The 23409-nt window shown below is 48.9% G+C and carries 24 protein-coding genes; 4 read left to right on the top strand and 20 right to left on the bottom strand.

The genetic code is table 11. The features are described from left to right. Nucleotides 1–8: 8 nt before the first annotated feature. The 5 genes from lpdA to KNQ11_RS01325 all read right to left on the bottom strand — a co-directional run bounded on the left by lpdA (nt 9) and on the right by KNQ11_RS01325 (nt 6378). Nucleotides 9–1430: a dihydrolipoyl dehydrogenase gene (gene lpdA / locus KNQ11_RS01345; protein ID WP_214724480.1), complete on the bottom strand. Its 1422-nt coding sequence runs from the start codon at nt 1428–1430 to the stop codon at nt 9–11. Next, nucleotides 1400–2503 (bottom strand): butyrate kinase, encoded by a 1104-nt coding sequence (gene buk, locus KNQ11_RS01340; RefSeq protein WP_214769096.1) that lies wholly within the window; start codon nt 2501–2503, stop codon nt 1400–1402. Before buk ends, lpdA begins: the two co-directional genes overlap by 31 nt. 16 nt (nt 2504–2519) lie before the next feature. Next, a complete protein-coding gene (locus KNQ11_RS01335; protein ID WP_023467593.1) occupies nt 2520–3644 on the bottom strand; it encodes a Leu/Phe/Val dehydrogenase in 1125 nt (374 codons plus the stop codon). 13 nt (nt 3645–3657) lie between these two features. Then, nucleotides 3658–4578, bottom strand: a complete 921-nt coding sequence (gene yqiS, locus KNQ11_RS01330) for a phosphate butyryltransferase (RefSeq protein ID WP_041255026.1) — start codon at nt 4576–4578, stop codon at nt 3658–3660. 144 nt (nt 4579–4722) lie between these two features. After that, a complete protein-coding gene (locus KNQ11_RS01325; RefSeq protein ID WP_058704307.1) occupies nt 4723–6378 on the bottom strand; it encodes a sigma 54-interacting transcriptional regulator in 1656 nt (551 codons plus the stop codon). Between the two features lie 122 nt (nt 6379–6500). On the opposite strand from KNQ11_RS01325, the gene KNQ11_RS01320 reads away from it, so the two are divergent. Further along, nucleotides 6501–6755 carry a DUF2627 family protein gene (locus KNQ11_RS01320; RefSeq protein ID WP_058265115.1) on the top strand — a complete coding sequence of 85 codons (255 nt, stop codon included), beginning with the start codon at nt 6501–6503 and terminating at the stop codon, nt 6753–6755. A 675-nt stretch (nt 6756–7430) separates the two neighbouring features. Next, the gene (locus KNQ11_RS01315; RefSeq protein WP_214769095.1) at nt 7431–8009 is read left to right on the top strand and encodes a dihydrofolate reductase family protein; all 579 of its coding nucleotides are present in this window, start codon (nt 7431–7433) and stop codon (nt 8007–8009) included. Nucleotides 8010–8045: 36 nt separating this feature from the next. Here the strand turns inward: KNQ11_RS01315 and spo0A are convergent, their stop codons facing one another. From spo0A to aroQ, 15 genes are all read right to left on the bottom strand, one after another. Next, nucleotides 8046–8768, bottom strand: a complete 723-nt coding sequence (gene spo0A / locus KNQ11_RS01310) for a sporulation transcription factor Spo0A (RefSeq protein ID WP_074668437.1) — start codon at nt 8766–8768, stop codon at nt 8046–8048. Between the two features lie 3 nt (nt 8769–8771). Then, nucleotides 8772–10478, bottom strand: a complete 1707-nt coding sequence (gene recN, locus KNQ11_RS01305) for a DNA repair protein RecN (RefSeq protein ID WP_023467587.1) — start codon at nt 10476–10478, stop codon at nt 8772–8774. 12 nt (nt 10479–10490) lie between these two features. Further along, nucleotides 10491–10940 (bottom strand): transcriptional regulator AhrC/ArgR, encoded by a 450-nt coding sequence (gene ahrC / locus KNQ11_RS01300; RefSeq protein WP_023467586.1) that lies wholly within the window; start codon nt 10938–10940, stop codon nt 10491–10493. Nucleotides 10941–11094: 154 nt separating this feature from the next. After that, nucleotides 11095–11901, bottom strand: coding sequence for a TlyA family RNA methyltransferase (locus KNQ11_RS01295; protein WP_029341099.1), 807 nt, complete (start codon nt 11899–11901; stop codon nt 11095–11097). Between the two features lie 6 nt (nt 11902–11907). Next, a complete protein-coding gene (gene dxs, locus KNQ11_RS01290; RefSeq protein WP_214769093.1) occupies nt 11908–13794 on the bottom strand; it encodes a 1-deoxy-D-xylulose-5-phosphate synthase in 1887 nt (628 codons plus the stop codon). Between the two features lie 117 nt (nt 13795–13911). Next, on the bottom strand, nt 13912–14781 hold the full coding sequence (locus KNQ11_RS01285; RefSeq protein WP_149426974.1) for a polyprenyl synthetase family protein: 870 nt from the start codon (nt 14779–14781) through the stop codon (nt 13912–13914). Beyond that, nucleotides 14778–14999 carry an exodeoxyribonuclease VII small subunit gene (gene xseB, locus KNQ11_RS01280; RefSeq protein ID WP_023467583.1) on the bottom strand — a complete coding sequence of 74 codons (222 nt, stop codon included), beginning with the start codon at nt 14997–14999 and terminating at the stop codon, nt 14778–14780. Before xseB ends, KNQ11_RS01285 begins: the two co-directional genes overlap by 4 nt. A 2-nt stretch (nt 15000–15001) precedes the next feature. Continuing rightward, on the bottom strand, nt 15002–16324 hold the full coding sequence (gene xseA, locus KNQ11_RS01275) for an exodeoxyribonuclease VII large subunit (RefSeq protein WP_214769091.1): 1323 nt from the start codon (nt 16322–16324) through the stop codon (nt 15002–15004). Continuing rightward, the gene (gene folD, locus KNQ11_RS01270; protein WP_082627410.1) at nt 16321–17154 is read right to left on the bottom strand and encodes a bifunctional methylenetetrahydrofolate dehydrogenase/methenyltetrahydrofolate cyclohydrolase FolD; all 834 of its coding nucleotides are present in this window, start codon (nt 17152–17154) and stop codon (nt 16321–16323) included. Before folD ends, xseA begins: the two co-directional genes overlap by 4 nt. 72 nt (nt 17155–17226) lie before the next feature. Beyond that, on the bottom strand, nt 17227–17631 hold the full coding sequence (gene nusB, locus KNQ11_RS01265) for a transcription antitermination factor NusB (protein WP_023467580.1): 405 nt from the start codon (nt 17629–17631) through the stop codon (nt 17227–17229). Nucleotides 17632–17751: 120 nt separating this feature from the next. Beyond that, complete coding sequence (gene accC / locus KNQ11_RS01260; protein WP_035409099.1) at nt 17752–19104, bottom strand: acetyl-CoA carboxylase biotin carboxylase subunit; 1353 nt, start codon at nt 19102–19104, stop codon at nt 17752–17754. A gap of 15 nt (nt 19105–19119) precedes the next feature. Next, nucleotides 19120–19569 carry an acetyl-CoA carboxylase biotin carboxyl carrier protein gene (accB, locus tag KNQ11_RS01255; protein ID WP_214769088.1) on the bottom strand — a complete coding sequence of 150 codons (450 nt, stop codon included), beginning with the start codon at nt 19567–19569 and terminating at the stop codon, nt 19120–19122. Nucleotides 19570–19737: 168 nt separating this feature from the next. Next, nucleotides 19738–20304 (bottom strand): elongation factor P, encoded by a 567-nt coding sequence (efp, locus tag KNQ11_RS01250; protein ID WP_023467577.1) that lies wholly within the window; start codon nt 20302–20304, stop codon nt 19738–19740. 35 nt (nt 20305–20339) lie between these two features. Beyond that, complete coding sequence (locus KNQ11_RS01245) at nt 20340–21404, bottom strand: M24 family metallopeptidase (RefSeq protein ID WP_023467576.1); 1065 nt, start codon at nt 21402–21404, stop codon at nt 20340–20342. Next, nucleotides 21401–21847: a type II 3-dehydroquinate dehydratase gene (gene aroQ / locus KNQ11_RS01240; RefSeq protein WP_023467575.1), complete on the bottom strand. Its 447-nt coding sequence runs from the start codon at nt 21845–21847 to the stop codon at nt 21401–21403. Before aroQ ends, KNQ11_RS01245 begins: the two co-directional genes overlap by 4 nt. 156 nt (nt 21848–22003) lie before the next feature. Here aroQ and KNQ11_RS01235 point away from each other — a divergent pair, with 156 nt between their 5' ends. Continuing rightward, nucleotides 22004–22936 (top strand): DUF1385 domain-containing protein, encoded by a 933-nt coding sequence (locus KNQ11_RS01235; protein ID WP_133207977.1) that lies wholly within the window; start codon nt 22004–22006, stop codon nt 22934–22936. Nucleotides 22937–22956: 20 nt separating this feature from the next. Then, on the top strand, nt 22957–23358 hold the full coding sequence (locus tag KNQ11_RS01230) for an SA1362 family protein (protein WP_023467573.1): 402 nt from the start codon (nt 22957–22959) through the stop codon (nt 23356–23358). Nucleotides 23359–23409 lie beyond the last annotated feature (51 nt).

The following is a 23409-nucleotide window of genomic DNA, read 5'->3' as shown; positions in this document are numbered from 1 at the left end:
ATTCCTCCTTAGGCGTGAACCGCGAGTCCGTCGACTGCAAGTGCTGCTTCACCGAATGCTTCTGACAAGGCCGGGTGCGGATGCACGAGCTGTCCGACTTCCCATGCCGTTGCATTGAGTACGAGCGCTAATCCACCTTCACTGATCAGTTCCGTTGCTTTTGGTCCGACGATGTGAACGCCGACAAGATCATCTGTCTTCGCATCGGAGACGAGCTTGATGAAGCCTGCCGCCTCTCCTTCGATCCGCGCTTTCCCTAATCCGTTGAACGAGAAGCTTCCGACCTTAACGTCCATTCCGGCACGTTTCGCTTCGTCTTCCGTCAAACCGACCGATGCCGCTTCCGGTACGCTGTAGATACAACGTGGTACGAACGCATATTCAAGTGGTGTCGTCGTTCCGTGGACGATCGCCTCGACCGCTTTGACACCTTCTGCTGACGCGACGTGCGCCAGTTGTAAGCGACCGATGACATCTCCGATCGCATAGATATGTTGATCCTTCGTCCGGAAATGGTCATCTACTTGGATGAAGCCATTTTCGACGACGATATTCGTGTTTTCGATCCCGATGCCTTCGACGTTCGCCATTCGACCGATCGCGACGAGCAACTTATCCGCTTCAAGCGTCGTTTGTTCTCCGTTACGGTCGATCGCGATCGAGACACCGTCTTCTGACATCCGGAACGTTTCACTTTGTGCAGCTGCGCCGGTATGAATCTTGACGCCCCGCTTTTTCAATTGACGGGCGACTTCACGACTGACTGCCGCATCTTCCGTCGGTAAAATCCGGTCGCTGAATTCGACGACCGTTACTGCGACGTCAAAATCCGTCAACATCGATGCCCATTCGACACCGATGACGCCGCCACCGATGATGACGATCGACTTTGGCAAATCTGCCATATCGAGTGCATCATCCGAGCTGAGGACATACTCTGAATCAAAAGCGAGTCCGTTCAATGGACGTGGACGCGACCCTGTCGCGACGATCAATTGACGCGGAAGGATCAACTCGCCTTCGCCTTCTTCCGGCTCAACGCTGATCGTTCCCGGCATCGGTGAAAAGATACTTGGTCCAAGAATCGAACCCCGACCATGAAAGACTTCAATCTTTCCTTTTTTCATCAGATGCTGAATGCCTGCCTCTAATCCATCTACGATCTCTTGTTTACGTTGTTTGACCTGTTCGAATCGTAAAAACGATTCCGGTACGTCCACGCCATATGTAGCAGCGTGTTTGACCGTCTGATAGACTGCTGCTGATTTCAAAAAGGCTTTAGATGGGATACAGCCACGATGTAAGCATGTCCCGCCTAATTTTCCTTGTTCCACGATTGCTACCGACTTCCCGGCTTGTGCCGCACGAATCGCGGCGACATATCCACCGGGTCCGCCACCTAGGACAACGACGTCGAATTCTCTAGCCATGTTGGTTCGCCTCCATATTCCTTAACTTCTTCTTCCCCACGTAAGACACGCAACACTCCTTCTGCGAGCGCCTGCAACTCATCTTCACCAGGACTACGTACGACTTGACCGAGGTGGACGATGCGTTCTTCGATCGCACGCGTCAATCGATCACTATAGGCAAGTCCGCCTGTTAGGATGATCGCGTCGATCTGCCCGAACAAGACGGCACTTTGACCAGCGATCTCTTTTGCGATCCGGTACGCCATCGCGTCATATAACAATGCCGCTTTTTCATCGCCTTCTTCAATCCGGCGCTCGATCTCGATCGCGTCAAACGTTCCCAAGTGCGCGACAAGTCCGCCTGACCCAACGACCAGACGCTTCATCTCTTCAAGTTTATACTTGGTACTATAACATAGTTCTACTAGTTGACCAACAGGTAGCGATCCGCTTCGTTCTGGCGAAAACGGTCCTTCTCCATCGAGTCCGTTATTGACATCGATGACACGCCCCTCTTGGTGCGCACCGACCGTAATCCCGCCGCCCATGTGTGCGATGATCAGGCGCAGTTCCTCATAGGGACGTCCGATTTCCTTCGCGTACCGCTTCGCGACAGCTTTTTGATTCAAAGCATGGAAAATACTCTTTCGTTCAAGTTCAGGTAAGCCTGTAATCCGCGCAATCGGCTCGAGTTCGTCAACGACGACTGGATCAACGATGAACGATGGGATGTCGAGTGTCCGAGCAATCTCATCCGCGAGGAGTCCACCGAGGTTCGAGGCATGGACGCCAAAAATACCGCTGAGTAAGTCTTCTCGCATTTCCCGGTTAACGGTGTACGTACCGCTGACGAGTGGTCGGAGCAGTCCTCCGCGTCCTACGACTGCAGTAAGCGCTTTCAAATCAATCTGTTCTTCAGCTAACACTTCGAGTAACACATGACGACGCATCTCCAGCTGCGCTGGAAGCGGTCCTCCGACCGCCTCCGCTGGATGGCGTAACGTCTTCGTGAACACCTGATTCGCCCCTTCGAAGATACCAATCTTCGTCGACGTCGAACCGGGATTGATCGTTAAAATACGTTCGCTCATGGATATCCTCCTCTGATCAGCCGCGTGACCCTAGAATGTTTTTATCACGACGCAGGAACTGGCTGCGGGCACTACGCATCGTCGCAATGCGCTCTTCTGCCATTTTCTCAGCCGCACGGTATGTCGGTAAATGATCGCGTTTTGCGATTTCGAACACTTTCGTGACCGCATCATAGACAAGTTCAACTTTTTTCATAGCACGATCACGGTTGTATCCGTCGAGTTCATCAGCAACGTTGATGACACCACCGGCATTGATGACGAAGTCTGGTACGTATAAAATATCGCGTTCTTCAAGCATGTCACCGTGACGGTCTTCTTTGAGTTGGTTATTTGCCGCACCAGCGATGATCTTGACTTTCAATTGGGGAATCGTCTCGTCGTTTAATGTCGCACCGAGGGCACATGGTGCGAAGATATCTGCTTCGACACTGTAGATGTCTTCTGGTGCGACGATCAAGGCACCGAATGCTTCTTCTGCACGTTGAAGTGCTTCTTGGTTGATGTCCGTGACGATCAGCTTCGCCCCTTCTTCATGCAAGTGACGGCACAGATTGAAGGCAACGTTACCGACACCTTGGATCGCAATCGTTTTTCCACCAAGTGAATCTGTTCCGTACACTTCTTTTGCCGCTGCTTTCATCCCACGATAGACACCGTATGCCGTAACCGGTGATGGGTTACCACTTGATCCGAATGCTGGGCTGACACCAGTAACGAAATCTGTCTCCATGTGGATGTAATCCATGTCTGCAACTGTCGTATTGACATCTTCTGCTGTGATGTAACGACCGTTCAGTGACTGGACGTAACGTCCGAATGCCCGGAAGAGTGCTTCTGACTTTTGTGTCTTCGCATCGCCGATGATGACCGCTTTACCACCACCAAGGTTTAATCCAGCGGCTGCGTTCTTATATGTCATCCCTTTTGATAAACGAAGCGCATCAATCAATGCCTCTTCGTCTGATGCATAGTTCCACATGCGAAGTCCACCGAGTGCCGGTCCGAGTGTCGTGTCATGAATCGCGATGATTGCTTTTAGTCCTGATACTTTATCGTGGCAAAAAACGACTTGTTCGTAATCTTCCATCTCCATTGTTTCAAAGATGCTGAAGCGTGATTCTACGTTTGTTTCGACCATTTTAAGTTCCTCCTCAAATTGTTTGTTTTACTTTTTTCGTCTGTTGGGCATTTAATAGCGCAAAGGCTAGTGAGTACATTTTTGCTTCTGCTGTATCGGCACGGCTAGTCAAAACGACTGGCGCCCGCGCTCCGACGAGAATCGCCGCAACCGAGGCATGTGCGAAATACATGAGTGATTTGTAGATGACGTTTCCGACTTCGATTTGCGGAACTACGAGTAAATCCGCCTGACCTGCTACATCTCCCGTCAATCCTTTTTGCTGGGCAGCGACGAGATTTACGGCATTGTCGAGTGCGAGTGGTCCGTCTACAAGGCAATCCTTGATTTGACCACGTCGGTTCATCTGTGTCAAAAGTGCGGCATCAATCGTCGCCTGCATCGTCGGATTGACGACTTCGACAGCTGCTAAGACTGCGACTTTCGGTAAGCCGTATCCGAGAGCACGTAAGGCGGAGACACCGTTTTCGATGATCTTCACTTTGTCTTCTAGTGTCGGTTGGATGTGAATCGCTGCATCGGTTAATCCGATCGCTGATTCACGCCCCGGTACTTCGAACAAGGCGACATGCGACAAGACATTCCCTGAACGCAAACCCGTTTCTTTGTTCAAGACAGCTTTCATGAACGTAGCTGTCGGAACAAGACCTTTCATCAAGACGCTCGCATCCCCCTTGCGAACGGCATGAGCAGCACGTTCTGCCGCTTCTTGCGATGTAGAAGTATGAGTGATCACGAACTGTGACTCTCGTAATGCTCGTTTTTGAATCATCTGCTGAATCCGTGTCGCATCCCCGAACAAATGAAAACGCGCTAAATCGTTCTCAATTGCTAATGCGACAGCATCCATCACTTCTTCGTCATCCGCAGCTGCAATCGCAACGACGGAATCTTCGAGTCGAGCTGCCTGCTCGACCATTTCACTGAATCTCACCGTATTCCCCCCTCACCTGTCATACATAAATAGTAATAGCAATTTTCGTGCCAATTCAAAAGAGACGGTAGGTTAAGCAAGAACGTCTTTAATTTTGCACGCTTTTGCATTTTTTGCAATATATTGCACGCAAAAATTTGCGCTTCATGAATAGATGTTAAATCGTTCCACTTTGTAATAAAGTGCCCGAAGAGAAATTCCGAGTTGTTTCGCCGCTTCTGTTTTGTTGCCATTAAAGGCAGTAAGCGCTTCCCGAATCAACCGTTCTTCGACGTGTGACATCTCGTCCGATAGATGCTTGATTTCCTTTTTCTGTCTCGTCGTGACTTTCGTTGTTTGTGGCACGACAAGCTGAAGATGACCTTTTCGCAAGACGGTTTCTGTTTTATCCGTAAAAATCAACGCGCGTCCGATGACATTTTCAAGCTCGCGGACATTTCCTTTCCACGGTTGCTTCTTCATTGCTTCAAGTACATCATCTGAGATCCGTCCGACCGATCGTCCATAACTTTGATTCAATTTACGGAGTAAGTGTAAGGTCAATGGTGCGATATCATCCGGTCGCTCACGTAGTGCCGGTATGTGAATCGGTAAACGATTGATCCGGTAGTAGAGATCTTCTCGGAACTCATTCATAATGATCTTTTGCTCTAGATTCGCATTCGTCGCCGCGATAATCCGGACATCGACTGGAATCGCTTTCGTCCCACCGACGCGAACGACTTCATTTTCCTGTAACACCCGTAATAGTTTGGCCTGGACGTCGAGTGGTAGTTCGCCAATCTCATCTAAGAATAGCGAACCTCCATGTGCTTCTTCGAAATATCCCCGCTTCCCACCACGTCGCGCTCCTGAGAACGCGCCTTCCTCGTAGCCGAATAGTTCACTTTCGAGTAACGTCGGTGCGATTGCCGCACAGTTGACGCGGACGAATTGTTCATATTTACGTTCGCTCGCTGCATGGATCGCATGTGCAAACAGTTCCTTGCCGGTTCCGGATTCACCGCGAATCAAGACGTTGACGGGCATCGTTGCCGCAAGCTTTGCTTGATCGACGACGAAGCGCATCGCTTCACTCTCAGCGATGATATCGTCAAAAGTATATTTGGCTTCGAGCGTCCGGATTTTTTGTCGCGCTGCCTTCAATTCTTTGGCGAGTGCCTTCATTTCTGAAATATCCCGAATGACCCCAACGGAACCGCGGACTTGTCCATCGACGATGACGGGTGCCGCATTGACGATGATATCACGTTGATCTTGCCCGATCTTCATGCGAACATCCCGCACGTTCTCGCCCGTATTCAATACTTTCAAATGAACGGATTCCTGCATTCCGATATCGGCACTTGCCGGTTTTCCGACGACGTCTCGCTCCGTGAAACCAGTCATACGCGTATATGCTGGATTGATCAGCATCGTCTGTCCGTCTTGATCGGCGACGGAAATCGCCTCGCTCGTACAATGAATGATTGCTTCGAGCATTTTCTCTTTTTCAGTCAATCGCTCAAGCAACACTCTGACGAATTCACCCGGTAAGACCGCCGCTCCCGGAAAATCATGAATCAATTGCTCAAGTACGCCAGTTTCTCCTGTAGCGTCAATGATGAAATCGACATCAGCTCCTTCAAAAGCTGACCAATTCGTTTCGATCCGAATGTCCGCACGCCGTGCAAGCGCCACCCCAGGCGCCTCCATGTTTGGATCGACGAGACCGATGACCGTTAATAATGGTGAACGTTGAAACGCATGTAGGACTTCTGTTCCCCCTTGACCAGCCCCGACGACGAGTAGATGATGCATATGAATTCCCCCTTTGAAACTGCTTACATTTCTATCGTACTCGGAATAAAATAGGGAAGCAAACCCGATTCGCAGAACGATCGATTTTTTGATACAATACGCTTGGAAAGGAGTGGCGTCCTATGCGTATCATTGGTTTGCTCTCATTATTAATCCCCGGCATCATCGGCGCGATTGGTATTAAGCTCATGCGTGATAGTGTTTTTCTAATTGCGCAAGTGCCGTTTAAATACTTAGGCGATGCGGCTTACGTATATGTACTGCAAGGTCTCGTTGGTTTGGTTCTTGCGATGGGTGGCATTGGATTTGTCGCAGGATATGTCTTTTATCGCGATCGAAAACGTGGAAAAGTCTCCGACCGCTATCAAAAAAAATGAACACAGAAAAAGGTCCCCATCTCTTGAACTCATTTCAAGCGCGGGACCTTTTACTCGTATAAAATTGGTTTCACTTACGGATGAACTCCTCTCATAGTTAGAACTATTCGTGTACTCCAAAACCTTAGGTGTTCCTCTTAATGAAGAGGTAGAAAGAAATCAGATCTGGCTATCGGGCTAACGATAGAATGGTGTTTCAGTTCCATCATCTGACTGTACTCGGGACCTAGGTGGAGCGTAATGTCATCCGCTTGAAGCAGTCAAACATTCGGTTGCTAACAATCACTGCTAGACAACACTCCTTTTCACGAACTGTACTTTTCATTTTAGACGATCCGTTACCTTCCACTTTTCCCTAGCTTCGAAATCATGGAAGCTCCCATTCATTCGAGATTTCCCATCTAGAATGAACAAGATACCTTGGTACGACTTCTACCAAGAGAATGTCGTCCGGCATTCTTGAGCCATTTACAGTTGGCGTTCTGAGATGATGTTCATCAACAGGATTTCCGGAGTCCTTGTCGACTCGACGTTCATCTGACGTCTTGCCAAATCATTTGGTACCTTTATTATAACAAACATTTCAGTTTATGCAATATTTATTTGCAAGCGCTTTTATATATTTTTAGCTTTGCGGTATGCTATAAGCAGAACGTAATCGAAAGGAGATCTTTCATGCGAAAAATCATCGTATTCGAACATCTATCGTTAGACGGTGTCGTTCAAGCACCGAGCGGAAAGAATGAGGATGTGAGCAACGACTTCGAACAGGGTGGATGGACTGCTCCATTTCAGCATCCCGAGATCGGTCAGGTCATCCGTGGATGGATGCAAGAGGATTGCGCCCTGTTACTCGGTCGCGCGACTTACGAGCAATGGTCGAGTTACTGGCCACTCCATGCAGATATCTGGCCAGTTGCCGATCGTGCCATGAAGTATGTTGCTACGCGTCATACACCACCTATTCGTTGGCAGCCGACGACATATTTGAATCAACCGACTTCTGAACTAACACGCTTGAAACAACAGGACGGACCACCGCTTCACGTCTGGGGGAGTAGTCAACTCGTTCATACGCTTTATCAAGCTGATCTGATCGATGAACTTCGATTGATCCACTATCCAGTCATCGTCGGTTCTGGTAAACGTCTATTTCCCGACAACGGAATGACGCCCCTCACTTGGAACGTCACGAAACGACACACGTTCGATAACGGCGTGTTGATCGCTTACTATGAGCGGGATCGGAACTAAAAACACACCGTCTATCATTCAGACGGTGTGTTTCCTTTAACCAGATTGTTCTTGATTCATATGACTTGAAACATACGAGATGAATTCCGAGTTCTTCGGACTTTTCTCTTGTTCGATTCGACCATTGAAGAGCTCGTGCTGTTGCATTCCTTCGTTCCAAGCTGACTTGATGGCGTGACGCATCGCTCGTTCGACGCGAGATGCCGTCGTTTGATGTTTTTTCGCAATCGTCGGATAGAGTTCCTTTGTGATCAATCCAAGTAAATCTTCCCGTTCTAGCACCATTAAGACAGCGTCCTTTAAATACGTGAAGCCTTTAATATGCGGAGCAATCCCCACTTCTCGCAGTGTCGTACCGACTCTTAAGTCAATTGTTTCGACGATCGGTGCTTGTCCTTGATGCGTCACGAGACGAATTTTTTGAACGAGCTGATCCATGCTGAACGGTTTAAGTAAGAAGTACGATGCTCCGAGAGTGACCGCCTGTTGTGAGACCTCATCCTTACCGAAAGCACTCAACATGATGACAGCAGGGTTCTTCTTTTTCTTCATCAATTCTTCGAGAACACCAAGCCCATCTAAATGAGGCATGATGATATCGAGAAGCAATACATCCACTTCATGTTCTTTCATACGTTCGAGACAACTCTCGCCATTGTAGGCGACGCAAACGACTTCCATGTCTTCTTGCGCAGAGATATGCTGGCGAATCAGTTCGACCATTTCGCGATTATCATCTGCTATCCCGACTTTAATCAATCCTTACACCCCATTTTTAAGCGATTCTTTCATCGTCTTCGCCTGATCCATCAATTCCTCGGCATGGCGTAACGTCAAATCCGTCATATGTGCACCGGAAATCATCCGTCCTAGTTCGTTTCCTCGATCTGACTGAGACAAGACGTTGACCTGTGTCGTCGTACGATCCGTCTCCTCGATTTTCCGAATATAGAGATGTTGATCGGCCATCGAAGCGACTTGCGGTAAGTGCGTAATACAAAGCACTTGTCCGTCTACCGATAATCGATAGATTTTTTCAGCCATCGCTTGTGCGACACGACCCGATACTCCTGTATCGACTTCATCGAAAATGATCGAAGCAACTCCGACCGAGCGCGAGAAGATTGACTTCAATCCGAGCATGATACGAGATAACTCCCCGCCCGATGCGACTTTTCCGAGCGACTTGAATGGCTCTCCCGCATTCGTCATGATGAAGAACTCCACTTGGTCGATTCCGTTCTTGCGTAGCATCGGTGTCTTCCCGTCTTGAAGAAAACGAATTTCAAACCGTGCTTTTTCCATGTAGAGCTCACGCAACTCCAGATGAATCGCTTCGCTTAATTGAACGGCCGCTTTTCGACGCTGTTGCGACAGACGCCCACCTATCTCAAACAATTCGCCTTCGAGCTGTTCGACTTCGGCTTTTAAGCGTTCAATCCGTTCATCTCGATTCGTCATCGTATCGAGTTCAACACGAATCTTCTCCCCATACGCGATGACTTCCTCGATCGTCGCCCCGTATTTTCGTTTCAGTTGTTGAAAGACGGATAAACGTTGTTCGATCTCATCGAGTCGATTGGAATCGAACTCAAGTGTTTCGAGTTGATCTCGAATCGCATACCCGACTTCTTCGAGTCCATAAAAAGCGCTTGCGATCGCGTCACTCTGCTGCGAAAACTGTTCGTCGATGCTTGATGCTTGTTGTAATTCACGCATCGCGTCTCCAACAGAGTCGATGCCGCGCATCTCATCATGCAAAGCATCGTACGCTGTCTTTAACGACGCATATAGCTTCTCGAAATTCGCGAGACGATTTCGTTCGACGAGCAACTCGTCTTCCTCATGTGCTCGAAGTTTTGCGCCTTCAATCTCTTCCGTCTGGAACGATAGTAGATCAATCCGTTGAGCGAGTTCTTGCTCACTTTGCGCGAGCGATTGCAGCGCCGTCCGTTTTTCTTCATACGCTTGATAACCGGATTGATAGGCTTGAAGGAGCGGTGCAATCGTCTCTTGCGCGAAGTCATCGAGAATCGCTTGATGATACGTACTGTCCATTAAATGCTGATGTTCATGTTGCCCGTGCATGTCGACGAGGACACGCCCGAACTCCCGTAAGATCGTCAGTGTGACCAGCTTATTGTTGACGCGACAGACACTTTTCCCGGTCGCGAACAGATCACGTCGTAAGATGATCAATCCATCTTCGATATCGATACCATACTCTTCTGCGAGATCATAGACGAGATGGTCGTCTTCAATCAGAAACAATCCTTCTAGCTCCGCTCGATCTTCCCCGTATCGAACGAATTCCGCGGATCCACGTCCACCAATCAATAATCCGATCGCGTCGAGAACGATCGATTTACCGGCACCTGTTTCCCCAGTCAAGACGGTCATTCCTTTTTTAAAGTCGATCTGTAGCTCGTCAATGATCGCAAATTGTTTGATCGATAATTCAGCTAGCATCCTGTCAACTCCTTACAGCATTTCTAAAATTCGTTCCGTCACTTCTTTCGCTTGTTCCTCACTTCGTGCGATCAATAGGATCGTATCGTCCCCACACACCGTGCCAAGCAGTTCGTTCCAGCTCAAATGGTCCAGTAAGACAGCGACTGCATTCGCATTTCCCGGCAGGACATGCATGACAATCAGATTTTGAGCAGAATCAATCGAGATGAAGCTGTCCCCGAGCAGACGCCGCAATTTCCCGAGTGGGTTGAAGCGTTGGTCGGCAGGTAAGCTGTATTTATAACGTCCATCATTCAACGGGACCTTAACGAGGTGAAGTTCCTTGATATCTCGTGATACCGTTGCCTGTGTCACCTTATATCCTGCATTCCGTAATTCCTCTACCAATTCATCTTGGGTTTCTACTTCCGACTGGGTGATGATCTCCCGAATCTTAATCAACCGTTGCCCCTTTGTCATCCCTGCACCTCACAGTATTCTTCGATGTTACTATTGTAATCCAATAAATCATTAAAAGTCCACGTTTGCCATTTTATTATACGGTTTTCGTCGCTCCGAACAATAAGGAAGACGGACCCATGAACCGGATCCGTCCTCGTTTTCATCTGTTCGTTTAAAGACTAGCATGTGCTTGCTTGACTGTCTCTGTCGCATGGACAGATGGATCAAGTCCTGGTTGACCAAGGCGCGCATGCAATAAGAACTCGATGTTCCCCTCTCCACCGGTAATCGGCGAATAGTCGAGCTGTTTCACATAGAACCCTTGTTGAATGAAGAATTCAACCATCTCATCGAGGACGCGGACATGAATCCGTTCATCCCGCACGATGCCTTTTTTACCGATATCATCACGCCCCGCTTCGAATTGCGGTTTGACGAGCGCCATGACATCTCCTCCTTCGACGAGGATCGTCTTCAGGGGTGGAAGCATCAACCGTAACGAGATGAATGAGACATCAATCGTCGCAAACTGTGGCGCAACAGGGAACATATCTGGTGTTGCGTGCCGAAAGTTCGTTTTCTCCATCACCGTCACACGATCATCCGAACGAAGCTTCCAGTCCAGCTGATTGGAACCGACATCAAGCGCATACATATGCGCTGCTCCATTTTGTAAGGAGCAATCGGTAAAGCCACCCGTTGACGATCCGATATCGAGACCTGTTTTACCAGCGACATCGAAATCGAATACTTGAAGTGCCTTTTCCATCTTGAAGCCTCCACGACCGACATAAGGCATCAACTGACCTTTAACATGCAGGTCGATGTCCGACTTGACCTTCTCACCAGCCTTCTCTAATCGTTCCGTACCACTAAAGACCAGTCCAGCCATGATCGATCGCTTTGCTTTTTCACGCGTTTCAAACAAACCGCGCTCGACGAGAAGAACGTCGAGGCGGATTTTTTTTACATTTTCCATGAATCGTCACACACTCTGTTTCTTTCCTTGATTGACGAAAGCGCGTACTTCTTCTGCGATTTGTCCAGGTAATAATCCGATTTCTTCCAGTAATTCGTTCACACCGCCATGCTCGATATACCAATCCGGAATACCAAAGCGTTTGACGCGTGGGAATGCTTCCTGCTCGTTCGCATGCTCAAGGACAGCTGATCCGAATCCACCTTTTAAGACGGCTTCTTCGAGCGTCACGAGTGGAATGCCTTCTGCGTAAAGGGCATTCAGCATCTTCTCATCAAGCGGTTTGATCGTCCGAGCATTGATGACACGAACCGACAGTTCGTCTGCTAGGAAATCCGCGATTTTGAGCGCATCTTGTACTTGTGGTCCAAACGCAAGGATCGCGACGTCCGTTCCTTCACGTTCGACTTCCCATGTATCAAGCGAAATTTCATGCAGTGTCTCGTCCATTGGTACACCGATACCTTCTCCACGTGGGAAACGAACGGCGATTGGTCCTTCATATTTGACGGCCGAATAGAGCAAGTGTTGCAGTTCGTTCTCATCCTTCGCCATGACGATCCGGATGTTCGGTACGTGACGCATGAAGGCAATATCGAAGACGCCTTGGTGTGTTTCACCATCTGCGCCAACGAGACCTGATCGGTCAATCGTAAACGTCACATCTAGATTTTGACGCGCCACGTCGTGAACGAGCTGATCGTATGCACGTTGGAAGAAGGTCGAGTAGATCGATACGACAGGTTTCATGCCTTGCGTCGCTTGACCAGCTGCGAACGTCACAGCATGTTGTTCTGCAATTCCGACGTCAAACATCCGCTCTGGGAATTCTTTTTCAAAACAATCGAGTTTTGAACCGACGCTCATCGCTGGCGTGATCAACGTCAGCTTTTCATCATCGCGTGCCATCTTCGTCAAAGTATCCGCTACCGTAAAGGAGTAACTAGGTGCTTTTGATTTTCCTTTAATGACTTCGCCAGACTCCATCTTGTATGGTCCAAGACCATGCCATGTGCCGACGCCATCGAACTCTGCCGGACGATAGCCTTTCCCTTTTTTCGTGATGACATGAAGCAGGACAGGACCTTCTTCTTTTTTCACGTAATTGAGCTGTTCGATTAAATCATCAAGATCGTGCCCATCGACTGGACCATAATAGTTGAAGCCGAGCTCTTCGAAGAACATGCCAGGAACAAGTGCGCCTTTAACAGCTTCCTTCAACTTCTCGCTTCCTTTTTCAAGACGTCCGCCAATGACCGGAATCTTTTTGATCAACGTTTCAAGCTCGTCTTGGGCAAAACGCACTTTACGTGACGAACGAATTCGTCCAAGCATTTGATGCATCGCCCCAACGTTTGGTGCAATCGACATCTCGTTATCGTTCAAGATGACGATGACGTTTTGTTGTTCTGCTCCAATATGATTCAATGCTTCGAGTGCCATCCCACCTGTCAACGCACCATCACCGATGATTGCGACTGCACGATCACTCTTACCGCTCAATTCATTCGAGACAGCAATCCCCATTGCTGCTGACAAGGACGTCGAGCTGTGTCCTGTCTCCCAGACGTCATGCACACTCTCATTACGTTTCGGGAACCCACAGAGTCCTTTGTGTTGACGGAGCGTATCAAACTGGCTCGCGCGTCCTGTCAAAATCTTATGCACGTATGCTTGGTGCCCGACATCCCAGACGAACTTGTCATTCGGACTGTCGAATTCACGATGCAACGCAAGTGTCAACTCAACGACACCGAGGTTCGGTGCCAAGTGTCCACCTGTCGTCGCTAATTCTTCAATCAAAAAGCGTCGAATATCGCCTGCGAGTACTTCGAGTTCGGAGACCGACATACGCTTTAAAAATGACGGATCCTGTATTTCTGTCAATTTCATACCTTACCGCCTCTTTTCCTTACAATCTTATAGGGTTTGTACCCTACATTGTACTAGAACAATCTATCGAGCGCCATTATCAGCATAGAAAAAGACGACGCAGATGCGTCGTCCTGCTTAATGGTCGCGCTTGACCACGAAGTCGAGCAGTTCCTTAAGTGTCGTCGCTTCGACTGATAATGCATCAATCGCTTGTTCCGCTGCTTCCACCTGAGCTGTCAGTGCGCGTTTCGCTCCTTCAAGACCCAGTAATTTTGGATACGTTGCTTTTTCGTTCCCTTCGTCGCTACCAACCGGTTTGCCGATTTTTTCAGCATCTCCCGTCACGTCCAAGATGTCATCTTGGATTTGGAATGCGATTCCGAGATGGCGACCGTATTGCTTCAAGTGCTCAAGATCCGTCGAGCTGACCGAGGCAAGCAAACCACCCGCTTCGACTGCAAAGACGAGGAGTGCTCCTGTTTTCCGACGGTGAATCGACTCAAGCTCCGCTACGTCATTGATGCCGCCACGCTCACCGAGCATATCGTCGAGCTGACCACCGACCATACCCGTAGCACCAGCCGCTGCTGCTAACCGTTCGACAAGTGCAAGCTTCACTTCTGGCGAAGCTGGTGTCTCAAGAAGACAGCTGAAGGCGTTCGTGAGCAAGGCATCTCCTGCTAAAATCGCTGTCGCTTCATCAAAAGCGATATGATTCGTCGGACGCCCTCGACGCAAATCATCATCGTCCATTGCGGGAAGGTCATCGTGAATCAGTGAGTATGTATGAATCATCTCAAGTGCCGCAGCAGTCGCGTCACCTTTTGAACGATCGATGGAAAAAGCATCGAGTACCGCATAAATCAAGGCTGGGCGAATTCGTTTCCCACCCGCATCGAGTGAATACCGCATCGAATCGCGTAAACGATCCGGTGCGTCGAGTCGCTCCATGAACTCTTCCATTTTGTTTTCGACTTGTGTCTTCCACTCATTCAAAGCAATCATTGCGCTCCTCCTTTTTCCCGAAGCGTACCATCTTGCTCTAGGATTTGATCGAGTTTTTTCTCAGCAACGGATAACTTTCCTTGGCAAAGAGCCGTCAGTTTGACGCCTTCTTCATATAGAGCCATCGCTTGTTCAAGAGGAGCTTCGCCCTCTTCGAGTAACGTGACGATTTCTTCTAATCGTTCCAGTGCTTCTTCAAAAGATTGTTCCGTCTCCATTCTTACTCCCCATCCTCTCGTTTAGCACGAATCGTTCCATCATGGAATCGGATATCGAACGAAGACGCTGTCAATGCCTTCGCGGAACGGACGATTTGTCCATCCTGTTCGACATACGTATAGCCGCGCATCAGAACATGCGTCGGACTGACGGAGTCGAGTCGCGCGAGCACATGACGCACCTGTTGTTGCTTCGATTGTAAAAGTCGACGAACGATTTCGAGTCGACGTCGTGATTGTTCAATCGTCGCCCGTTGTTGCACGAAGCGATCCCGCATCGGCACACGCATTAAGCGTGTGTCAAGACGCTCCACCTGTTGCTGGTGTTGCGCTACTACTTGCTTGATCTCCTTTTGGAGTGACATCTCTGCTCGGTCCAATTGTTCCTGCTTCAGTCCGAGTAGGACGCGTGGTGATTTCAGACCGTAGCTCGCAGCAAGCCGTGTCACTTGCTCCTGTTTACTTTTGAGGAGTTGTGCATACGTTCGTTCTAAACGTCGCTCTACATCCTGCACACGTCGAGTGAGTGCCTCTGCTTCCGGAGTGACGAGTTCTGCCGCTGCCGTTGGTGTAGCAGCACGAACGTCGGCGACGAAATCACTGATCGTAAAATCCGTTTCGTGACCGACAGCAGAGACGATCGGAATGCGTGATTCAAACACGGCTGTCACGACAGACATCTCATTGAATGCCCACAGCTCCTCAATCGAACCACCACCACGACCAATAATCAACACATCACAGGCATCATGCTCATTCATCAGCTGAATGGCACGACTGATTTGTGGTGCCGCGTCCGCTCCCTGTACAAGGACCGGGGCGAAGACGATGGCCGCTTGCGGATAACGGCGCCGGAGTGTCGTTGCGATATCATGAAGCGCTGCTCCTTTTGGCGACGTGATGATCCCGATTCGCTCGGGAAAAGCTGGCAACGATTGTTTGATGGCTGGATCAAACCAGCCACGCTCTTCAAGATCCACCTTCAAGCGTGAGAACGCCTCATATAACGCTCCTACACCGTCTTCCGTCATCCGTTCGACATAGAGTTGCATCTCCCCAGAAGAGACGTAAACGGATAAGCGCGCGGTGACGACGACTCGCATCCCATCGCGAACGTCTGCTTTGACTCGACTCGCATCCCGGGCAAACATGACGGCTTTCATCCGTGACTGCTCGTCCTTCAACGTAAAATAAAGGTGACCGGAAGAGTGTCGTTTAAAGTTCGACACTTCTCCCACCACCTGGACTTGTTGCAGAAGGGCGTCGCCTTCTAGTTCACGTTTGACATAGTGGACTAAATCGGAAACGTGAAGAGGTTCGCTCATCGCGCAGCCTCGATCGTGTTATGCAGTAGCATCGTGATCGTCATCGGACCAACGCCACCCGGAACAGGTGTAATCATCGATGCAACGTCTTGTACCGTATCAAACTCGACATCACCGACGAGTTTGCCATCGACACGGTTGACACCAACGTCAATGACGACAGCATCCGGTTTCACCATATCCGCCGTAATCAGCTTCGGTACGCCGACTGCGACGATCAAGATATCCGCTTGACGCGTCATCGCACCGAGATCTTTTGTCTTGGAATGACAATAGGAAACGGTAGCCGATTCATTCAAGAACAACATACCAACGGGTTTACCGACGATTTGGCTACGACCGACGACAACGACGTGTTGACCAGCAATCGGTACGTTCATCTCTTTGACGAGATGAAGAATGCCGTTTGGTGTACACGGTAAAAATGTCGGTTCACCAATCATCATTTTCCCGACAGAGACAGGATGAAAACCATCGACGTCCTTTTCAGGAGAAATCGCAAAAATGACCTTACTCTCATCAATGTGGTCAGGCAACGGCAATTGGACGAGAATCCCATGGACACTCGCATCAACGTTCAGACGGTCGATCAAGTGAAGAAGCTCTGATTCCGTTGTTTCTGCCGGAAGTCGGATTAACTCCGAATCCATGCCGATTTCCTTCGCCGCCTTTTCTTTACCACGTACATAGGACTGACTAGCAGGATCTTCGCCAATCAGGATGACAGTCAATTGCGGTTGAATCCGCTGTTCTTTCAGACGTGCGACTTCTTCTTTCAGCTTCATACGATATGAATGGGCTACCTGTTTTCCATCGATTACTACTGCCATGATTTGTCCACTCCCCCAAAAAGTTCGATTCACTCTTCTGTCTGTTTGTCTCTATTCGTCGGTTTTACAAGTTTATGAATTTTCTTTAACGACGCCTTGTGCGACCTTACCGAGAACACCGTTCACGATTTTTGTCGCTTCTTCGTCAGCGAACGCCTTCGTCAATTCAATCGCTTCGTTGATCGTCACTCGAACCGGAATGTTCGTTTCGAACAATAATTCGTAGACGGCTAAGCGAAGAATCGTCCGCTCGATGTTTCCGAGTCGTTCGAATGACCAGTTGACCAGTGCTTCTCGGATGTGTTGGTCAATCGTTGCTTTGTTCGTTTCGACGCCGTTCACCAATTGCTCGACGAATGTGTCATATTCCTTACCTTCTACCGCGAATTCAATGGCCTCTTGTGCAGTCAGATCCGAAAGCTCCATTTGGAACAAAGATTGGACTGCGAGTTCGCGTGCCATGTGTCGTTTCATCATGATTTTGCGTGCTCCTTTTTTTGTCGTTCTCAATCAGTTAGTTTAGCACATTCCTCTTTTAAAAAACATAGAGAACGCCAAAAAAAGACGGGAGTTCGTCGCACAAACTCCCGTCCCGATTCAGTTAACGATCGTACCTTTTAGCTCACGCTCTGCGAATTTCGTCGTGAACGTCCCACGCCGGAATACCGGGTGACTGAGAACACGTTCGTGGAACGGGATCGTCGTCTTGACACCTTCGATCCAAAATTCAGCCAGTGCACGTTCCATCTTCGCACATGCTTCTTCCCGTGTTTCCGCATGGACGATCAACTTCGCGACCATCGAGTCATAGTACGGTGGAATCATGTACCCCGGATAGACTGCGCTATCGATACGTACGCCCATTCCGCCTGGTGTCACGTATTGTGTGACGCGTCCAGCAGACGGACGGAAATCATGATCTGGATCCTCGGCATTGATTCGGCATTCGATCGAATGACCGTGGAACTTGATATCCTTTTGTTTGACGGCAAGCGGATGATCGAGCGCGACTTGCAATTGTGCTTGAACGAGGTCGAATCCAGTGATCATCTCCGTTACCGGGTGTTCGACTTGAATGCGCGTGTTCATCTCCATGAAGAAGAACTCTTCCGTCTCTTCGACGAAGATGAATTCGATCGTTCCAGCTCCCGTGTATTGAATCGCTTTTGCGGCTTTTACGGCAGCCTCGCCCATTTTTAATCGTGTCGCTTCACTGACCGCAGGTGATGGCGCTTCCTCGATCAGTTTCTGCATCCGGCGCTGGACGGTACAATCCCGTTCACCGAGGTGAATGACATTCCCGTGACGGTCAGCGAGGACCTGTACCTCGACATGGCGGAATTCTTCGATGAAACGTTCTAAATAGACATCCCCGTTTCCGAAAGCTTGTTTTGCTTCACGGCGTGTCTCACTTAGCCCGTTGATCAGCTCTTCTTCCGAACGAGCGACCCGAATCCCTTTACCTCCACCACCTGCTGTTGCTTTGATGATGACCGGATAACCAATTTCTTGCGCCAGTGCGACCGCTTCTTCGTCCGTGACCGTTCCATCTGAACCAGGCACGACAGGCACGCCACACTCGATCATCGTTTTCTTCGCAACGTCCTTGATCCCCATCTGACGGATCGCATCCGACGTCGGACCAACGAACTTGATCCCGCACGCTTCACACATCTCAGCAAAATCAACGTTTTCTGCTAGGAAACCGTAACCCGGATGGATCATCGTCACTTGACGGTTCGTTGCGATCGCAAGGATATTCGTAACGTTTAAGTAGGATGAAGCAGAACTCGCCTCACCGATGCAGTACGCCTCATCGGCTAAACGAACGTGTAAGGCTTCCTTATCCGCCGTCGAGTAGACAGCAACGGTCTGTATTCCAAGTTCCTTTGCCGCTCGAATGATACGGACGGCGATTTCTCCACGGTTGGCAATCAATAATTTTTCCATGCTGTTCACCCCCGTTTACGGACGGATCCGGAAGAGTGGTTGACCGAATTCAACGAGATCTCCATCGGCGACAAGAATCTCGACGACCGTTCCAGATACTTCCGAGTTTAAGTTATTGAAGAGTTTCATTGCTTCAAGGACACAAACGATCTGACCCACTTCAATCTGATCACCGACTTTGACGTATGCCGGTTTATCTGGATTCGGACGCGAATAGAACGTTCCGACCATCAAGGCATTGATCGTGACCGTATCATCCGCAGTCGCCTCTTCCTCGACTGGTGCTGCCGCTTGCTTCACAGGAGCAGGCGCCGACACTGGAGCAGCAGGTGCTTGATGCGAGACCGTCACTGTTTCTCCTTGTTTCTTCAACTTTAATTTATACGTATCCGTCTCGAGTGAGAGTTCATTTACACTCGACTGATCGAGCATTTCGAGTACTTGTTTCAACTGATCGATTTTCATCTGTCATTCTTCCCCCATCTATGCTGTATTCACAATTATTATACCAGGTGCTAATGCCTACTCAAATACTTATATTAACTGGTCATACCATTGGATGCAAGTCAAGCTGAATGAAAAAAGACGTCTCTCGACCTGATAGAAGGTGAGAGACGTCTTGTCGTTTCAATATTATCCGTTGTAACGACCTGTGAAATCACCTGTACGTGTATCAACCGTTACTTTTTCGCCTGCTTCGATGAAGAGTGGTACTTGAATGATATGACCTGTCTCCACTGTCGCATTTTTCTTGACGTTCGAAGCCGTATCACCCTTAACGCCAGGCTCTGCTTCAACGATCGTCATGACGACTGTGTTCGGTAATTCAAGACCGAGGATTTCGCCGTTGTAAACCGCGATTTGAACTTCCATGTTTTCAAGCAAGTATGGAAGAGCTGCTTCGACTTGCGCCGTCGTCAATTCCAATTGCTCATACGATTCTGTGTCCATGAAGACGTAAGTCTCGCCCATTGGGTAAAGGTATTGCATCTTGTTACGCTCGATGTGTGCACGCTCGACACGCTCACCACCACGGAATGTCATCTCTTGGATGTTTCCGTTACGGATGTTACGCATTTTCGTCCGAACGAAAGCTGCCCCTTTACCTGGTTTAACATGTTGGAATTCAAGTACTTGCCAAATCATACCGTCTGAAGTCTTAATCGTTAATCCTGTTTTTAAATCGTTTACTGATACCATGAATGGTTCCTCCTAAAATGTCCCGTCACTCTGAATTAGAGAGTGATCAGTTCTTTTGGTGAAGACGAAAGAATTTCTCGACCTGTTTCCGTGATCAAGACGTCATCTTCAATCCGGCATCCGCCAACTTGCGGCACGTAGATACCTGGTTCGACCGTAACGATCATGCCTGGTTCAAGTTTCGTCTCAGAGCGGAACGACAAGCCAGGTCCTTCATGTACTTCTAGACCAATACCGTGTCCCGTCGAGTGACCGAAGTACTCACCGTAACCTGCTTCTTTGATGATATCACGTGTCAACGCGTCCGCTTCGATCCCAGTGATGCCTGGTTTTAAGCCGTCGACACCCGCTAGTTGCGCTTGTAAGACCGTATCGTAGATTTTCTGCAACTCGGCATTGATCGGACCGACTGCGACAGTCCGTGTGATATCTGAAACATAACCGTTCAAGAGCGCTCCGAAATCAAGCGTGACGAGTTCACCTGTCGCAATGACCTTCGAGCTGGCAACACCGTGCGGCAAGGCAGAACGATAGCCCGATGCCACGATCGTATCGAAAGAAGAAGACGTCGCTCCATGCTTACGCATGAAGAATTCTAGTTCATTTGATACTTCAAGTTCCGTTCGTCCTGGTTGAATGTACGTCAAGATGTGTTGGAAGGTCGCGTCTGCGAGCTCCACCGCTTCCTTAATCATCTTAATCTCTGACGAATCCTTAATCAAGCGTAGGTTTTCAATGATTCCTGTCGTCGGAACAAGCTCGATTGCCGAAGCTTGATCGTATGCTTCAAAAGCACCGAGTGTCATCGCATCCTTTTCGACACCAACCGCGCGAACACGCGCTCCTGCCATCAATTCGCCCATCGTCTCTGGAATCGACCGTTCGATTTGGACGATCTCCATTCCTTTAACTTGGTCTGCCGCTTGCTCCGTGTAACGGAAATCCGTCACGAAGTACGCTTGCTCTTCTGTTACGAGACATGCACCACTTGAGCCCGTGAAGCCGGAAATGTAACGAATATTCTCTGCCTTCGTGACGAGTAATCCTGGAAGGTCCCGTTCCTTTAAAGCTGCTTGTAACGCCTCGATCCGTTGTTTCATGATTGATTTCCCCCTTGTTCCGATTGTTGTAAAGCTTGGAGTGCCTCCGTTGCCAGACGATATCCCGTCATGCCAAGTCCAGCGATGACACCTTGGCAGACGGGTGCGATCATCGAATGATGCCGGAAGGATTCACGTGCATGGACATTCGATAGATGGACCTCGATGACGGGCGCTTCGATTGCAGCAATCGCGTCACGTAACGCGATACTCGTATGCGTGTAGGCAGCCGCATTGAAGACGATGCCGTCCGCTCCCCGTTCCTCGTGAAGAACATCAATCAGTCGTCCTTCATGGTTCGATTGTTCAAACCGAAACTGAATGTTCGGAAAATATGTGCGAAGATCGTGTTCTAAGTCGGCTAATGTCGCCGTTCCATATGTATCCGGTTCGCGTGTTCCGAGTAAATTCAAGTTTGGTCCGTTTAATATCAAGACACGCAAAAAAACACCTCCTCAAATTCCTTTTCATTGTATCATAACCCGATTTCCGACTCCTAAAGATTACCTCGTTTTGACGAGTCGAACATAGTTTTTTTGTCGTAAATCAAGTACACTGACGATACACCTAATTTTAATGAAGACGGGATGCGTTCTATTATGAAAACGACTAATCCGCCGGTCGGTGGTCAAGCCATCGTCGAAGGCGTCATGTTCCAAAATGCGACCCATGCGGTCTCAGCGATTCGTCGAAATGATGAATCGATCGAGACGTTCGCCCAACAAAAGCCGGTTCGACCACGAATCGCTAAAGGTAAAAAAATCCCACTTCTGCGTGGCTTGTTTGCTTTAATGGAGTCCTCAGCGAATGGCGCCAGTCATATGAACTTCGCAAGTGACCGATACGGTGTCAAACCTGGTGAAGAAGAGCCGGAAGAAACGACTGCCAGCCCCTTGACGAAATGGCTCGGCGTTGCTGTAGTCGGGATCCTATCATTCTTTTTCGGTAAATTACTCTTTACGTTACTACCTGCTTTCCTTGCATCATTATTCGATGTGATCCCTGCTTTATCGGGACATGTCATTCAAAATGTCATCGAAGCAACAATCAAATTAACGCTTTTGTTCAGTTACCTCTACGTGATTTCATTGACTCCGCTCGTCAAACGACTCTTTCAATATCACGGTGCAGAGCATAAGGTCATCAACTGCGTCGAATCAGGACGCCCACTCACGGTCGAAAACGTTCGCGTCAGCAGTCGTCTTCATTACCGTTGCGGCTCGAGTTTCTTGATCTTCACCGTCATCGTCGGATTTTTCGTCTATCTGATCGTGCCAACGGATCCGCTTTGGTTGCGTCTCGTCTGCCGGATCGCCTTATTACCGGTCGTCATCGGTCTTTCATTTGAAGTGTTACAGCTGACGAATAAAGCGCAGCACATCAAAGGACTTCGCGTCATCGCCTTGCCTGGCCTATGGTTACAATACTTGACGACGAAAGAACCGGACGATGCACAGATCGAGGTTGCGATTTATGCGTTTGAAGCATTGGAAAAACAGGAACATAACCTACATGAGAATGCACTGGGTTAATCGATAACAGGGGTGATATTATGATCAGACAACGCATTGGTTCTACATTTGCACTCGTCGTGTTACTGTTCGCTTTTGTCGGCTTCGGATATAAACTCGTCAATAATCCAAGTAGTCTGTTTTCACAATTGCTGTTCTTCGGGATTACCGCCGGGATCATCTTCTTGCTCTTTAAGTTCCTGACTCGTAATCGAAGCGTCGGAACGGGCGCAAATGCTCAGTACCGAAAATCCGTCGCTCAATCAAAAAAAATGCATGGCTCTTCGAATTCTGTTCGCCGGACAGACTTTAAGAAAAAACCGGTCAAATCCTCAAAAGCGCCGGCATCGAATAAAGTCAGACCGTTGCGCGATCGTTCAAAAGCGCCTCATCTGACAGTTATCGAAGGAAAAAAAGGCAAAAAGAAAAAACGTGCTTTTTAATTTCAGAAGTACATTAAAAAGGAGATTCGTCATGCGACGAACCTCCTTTTT

This window comes from Exiguobacterium sp. s39 (assembly GCF_018618925.1).
GTDB classification, from domain to species: Bacteria; Bacillota; Bacilli; order Exiguobacteriales; family Exiguobacteriaceae; genus Exiguobacterium_A; species Exiguobacterium_A abrahamii.
Note: the sequence above shows the minus strand (reverse complement) of the source record. Positions and strands in the feature narration are given on the sequence as shown.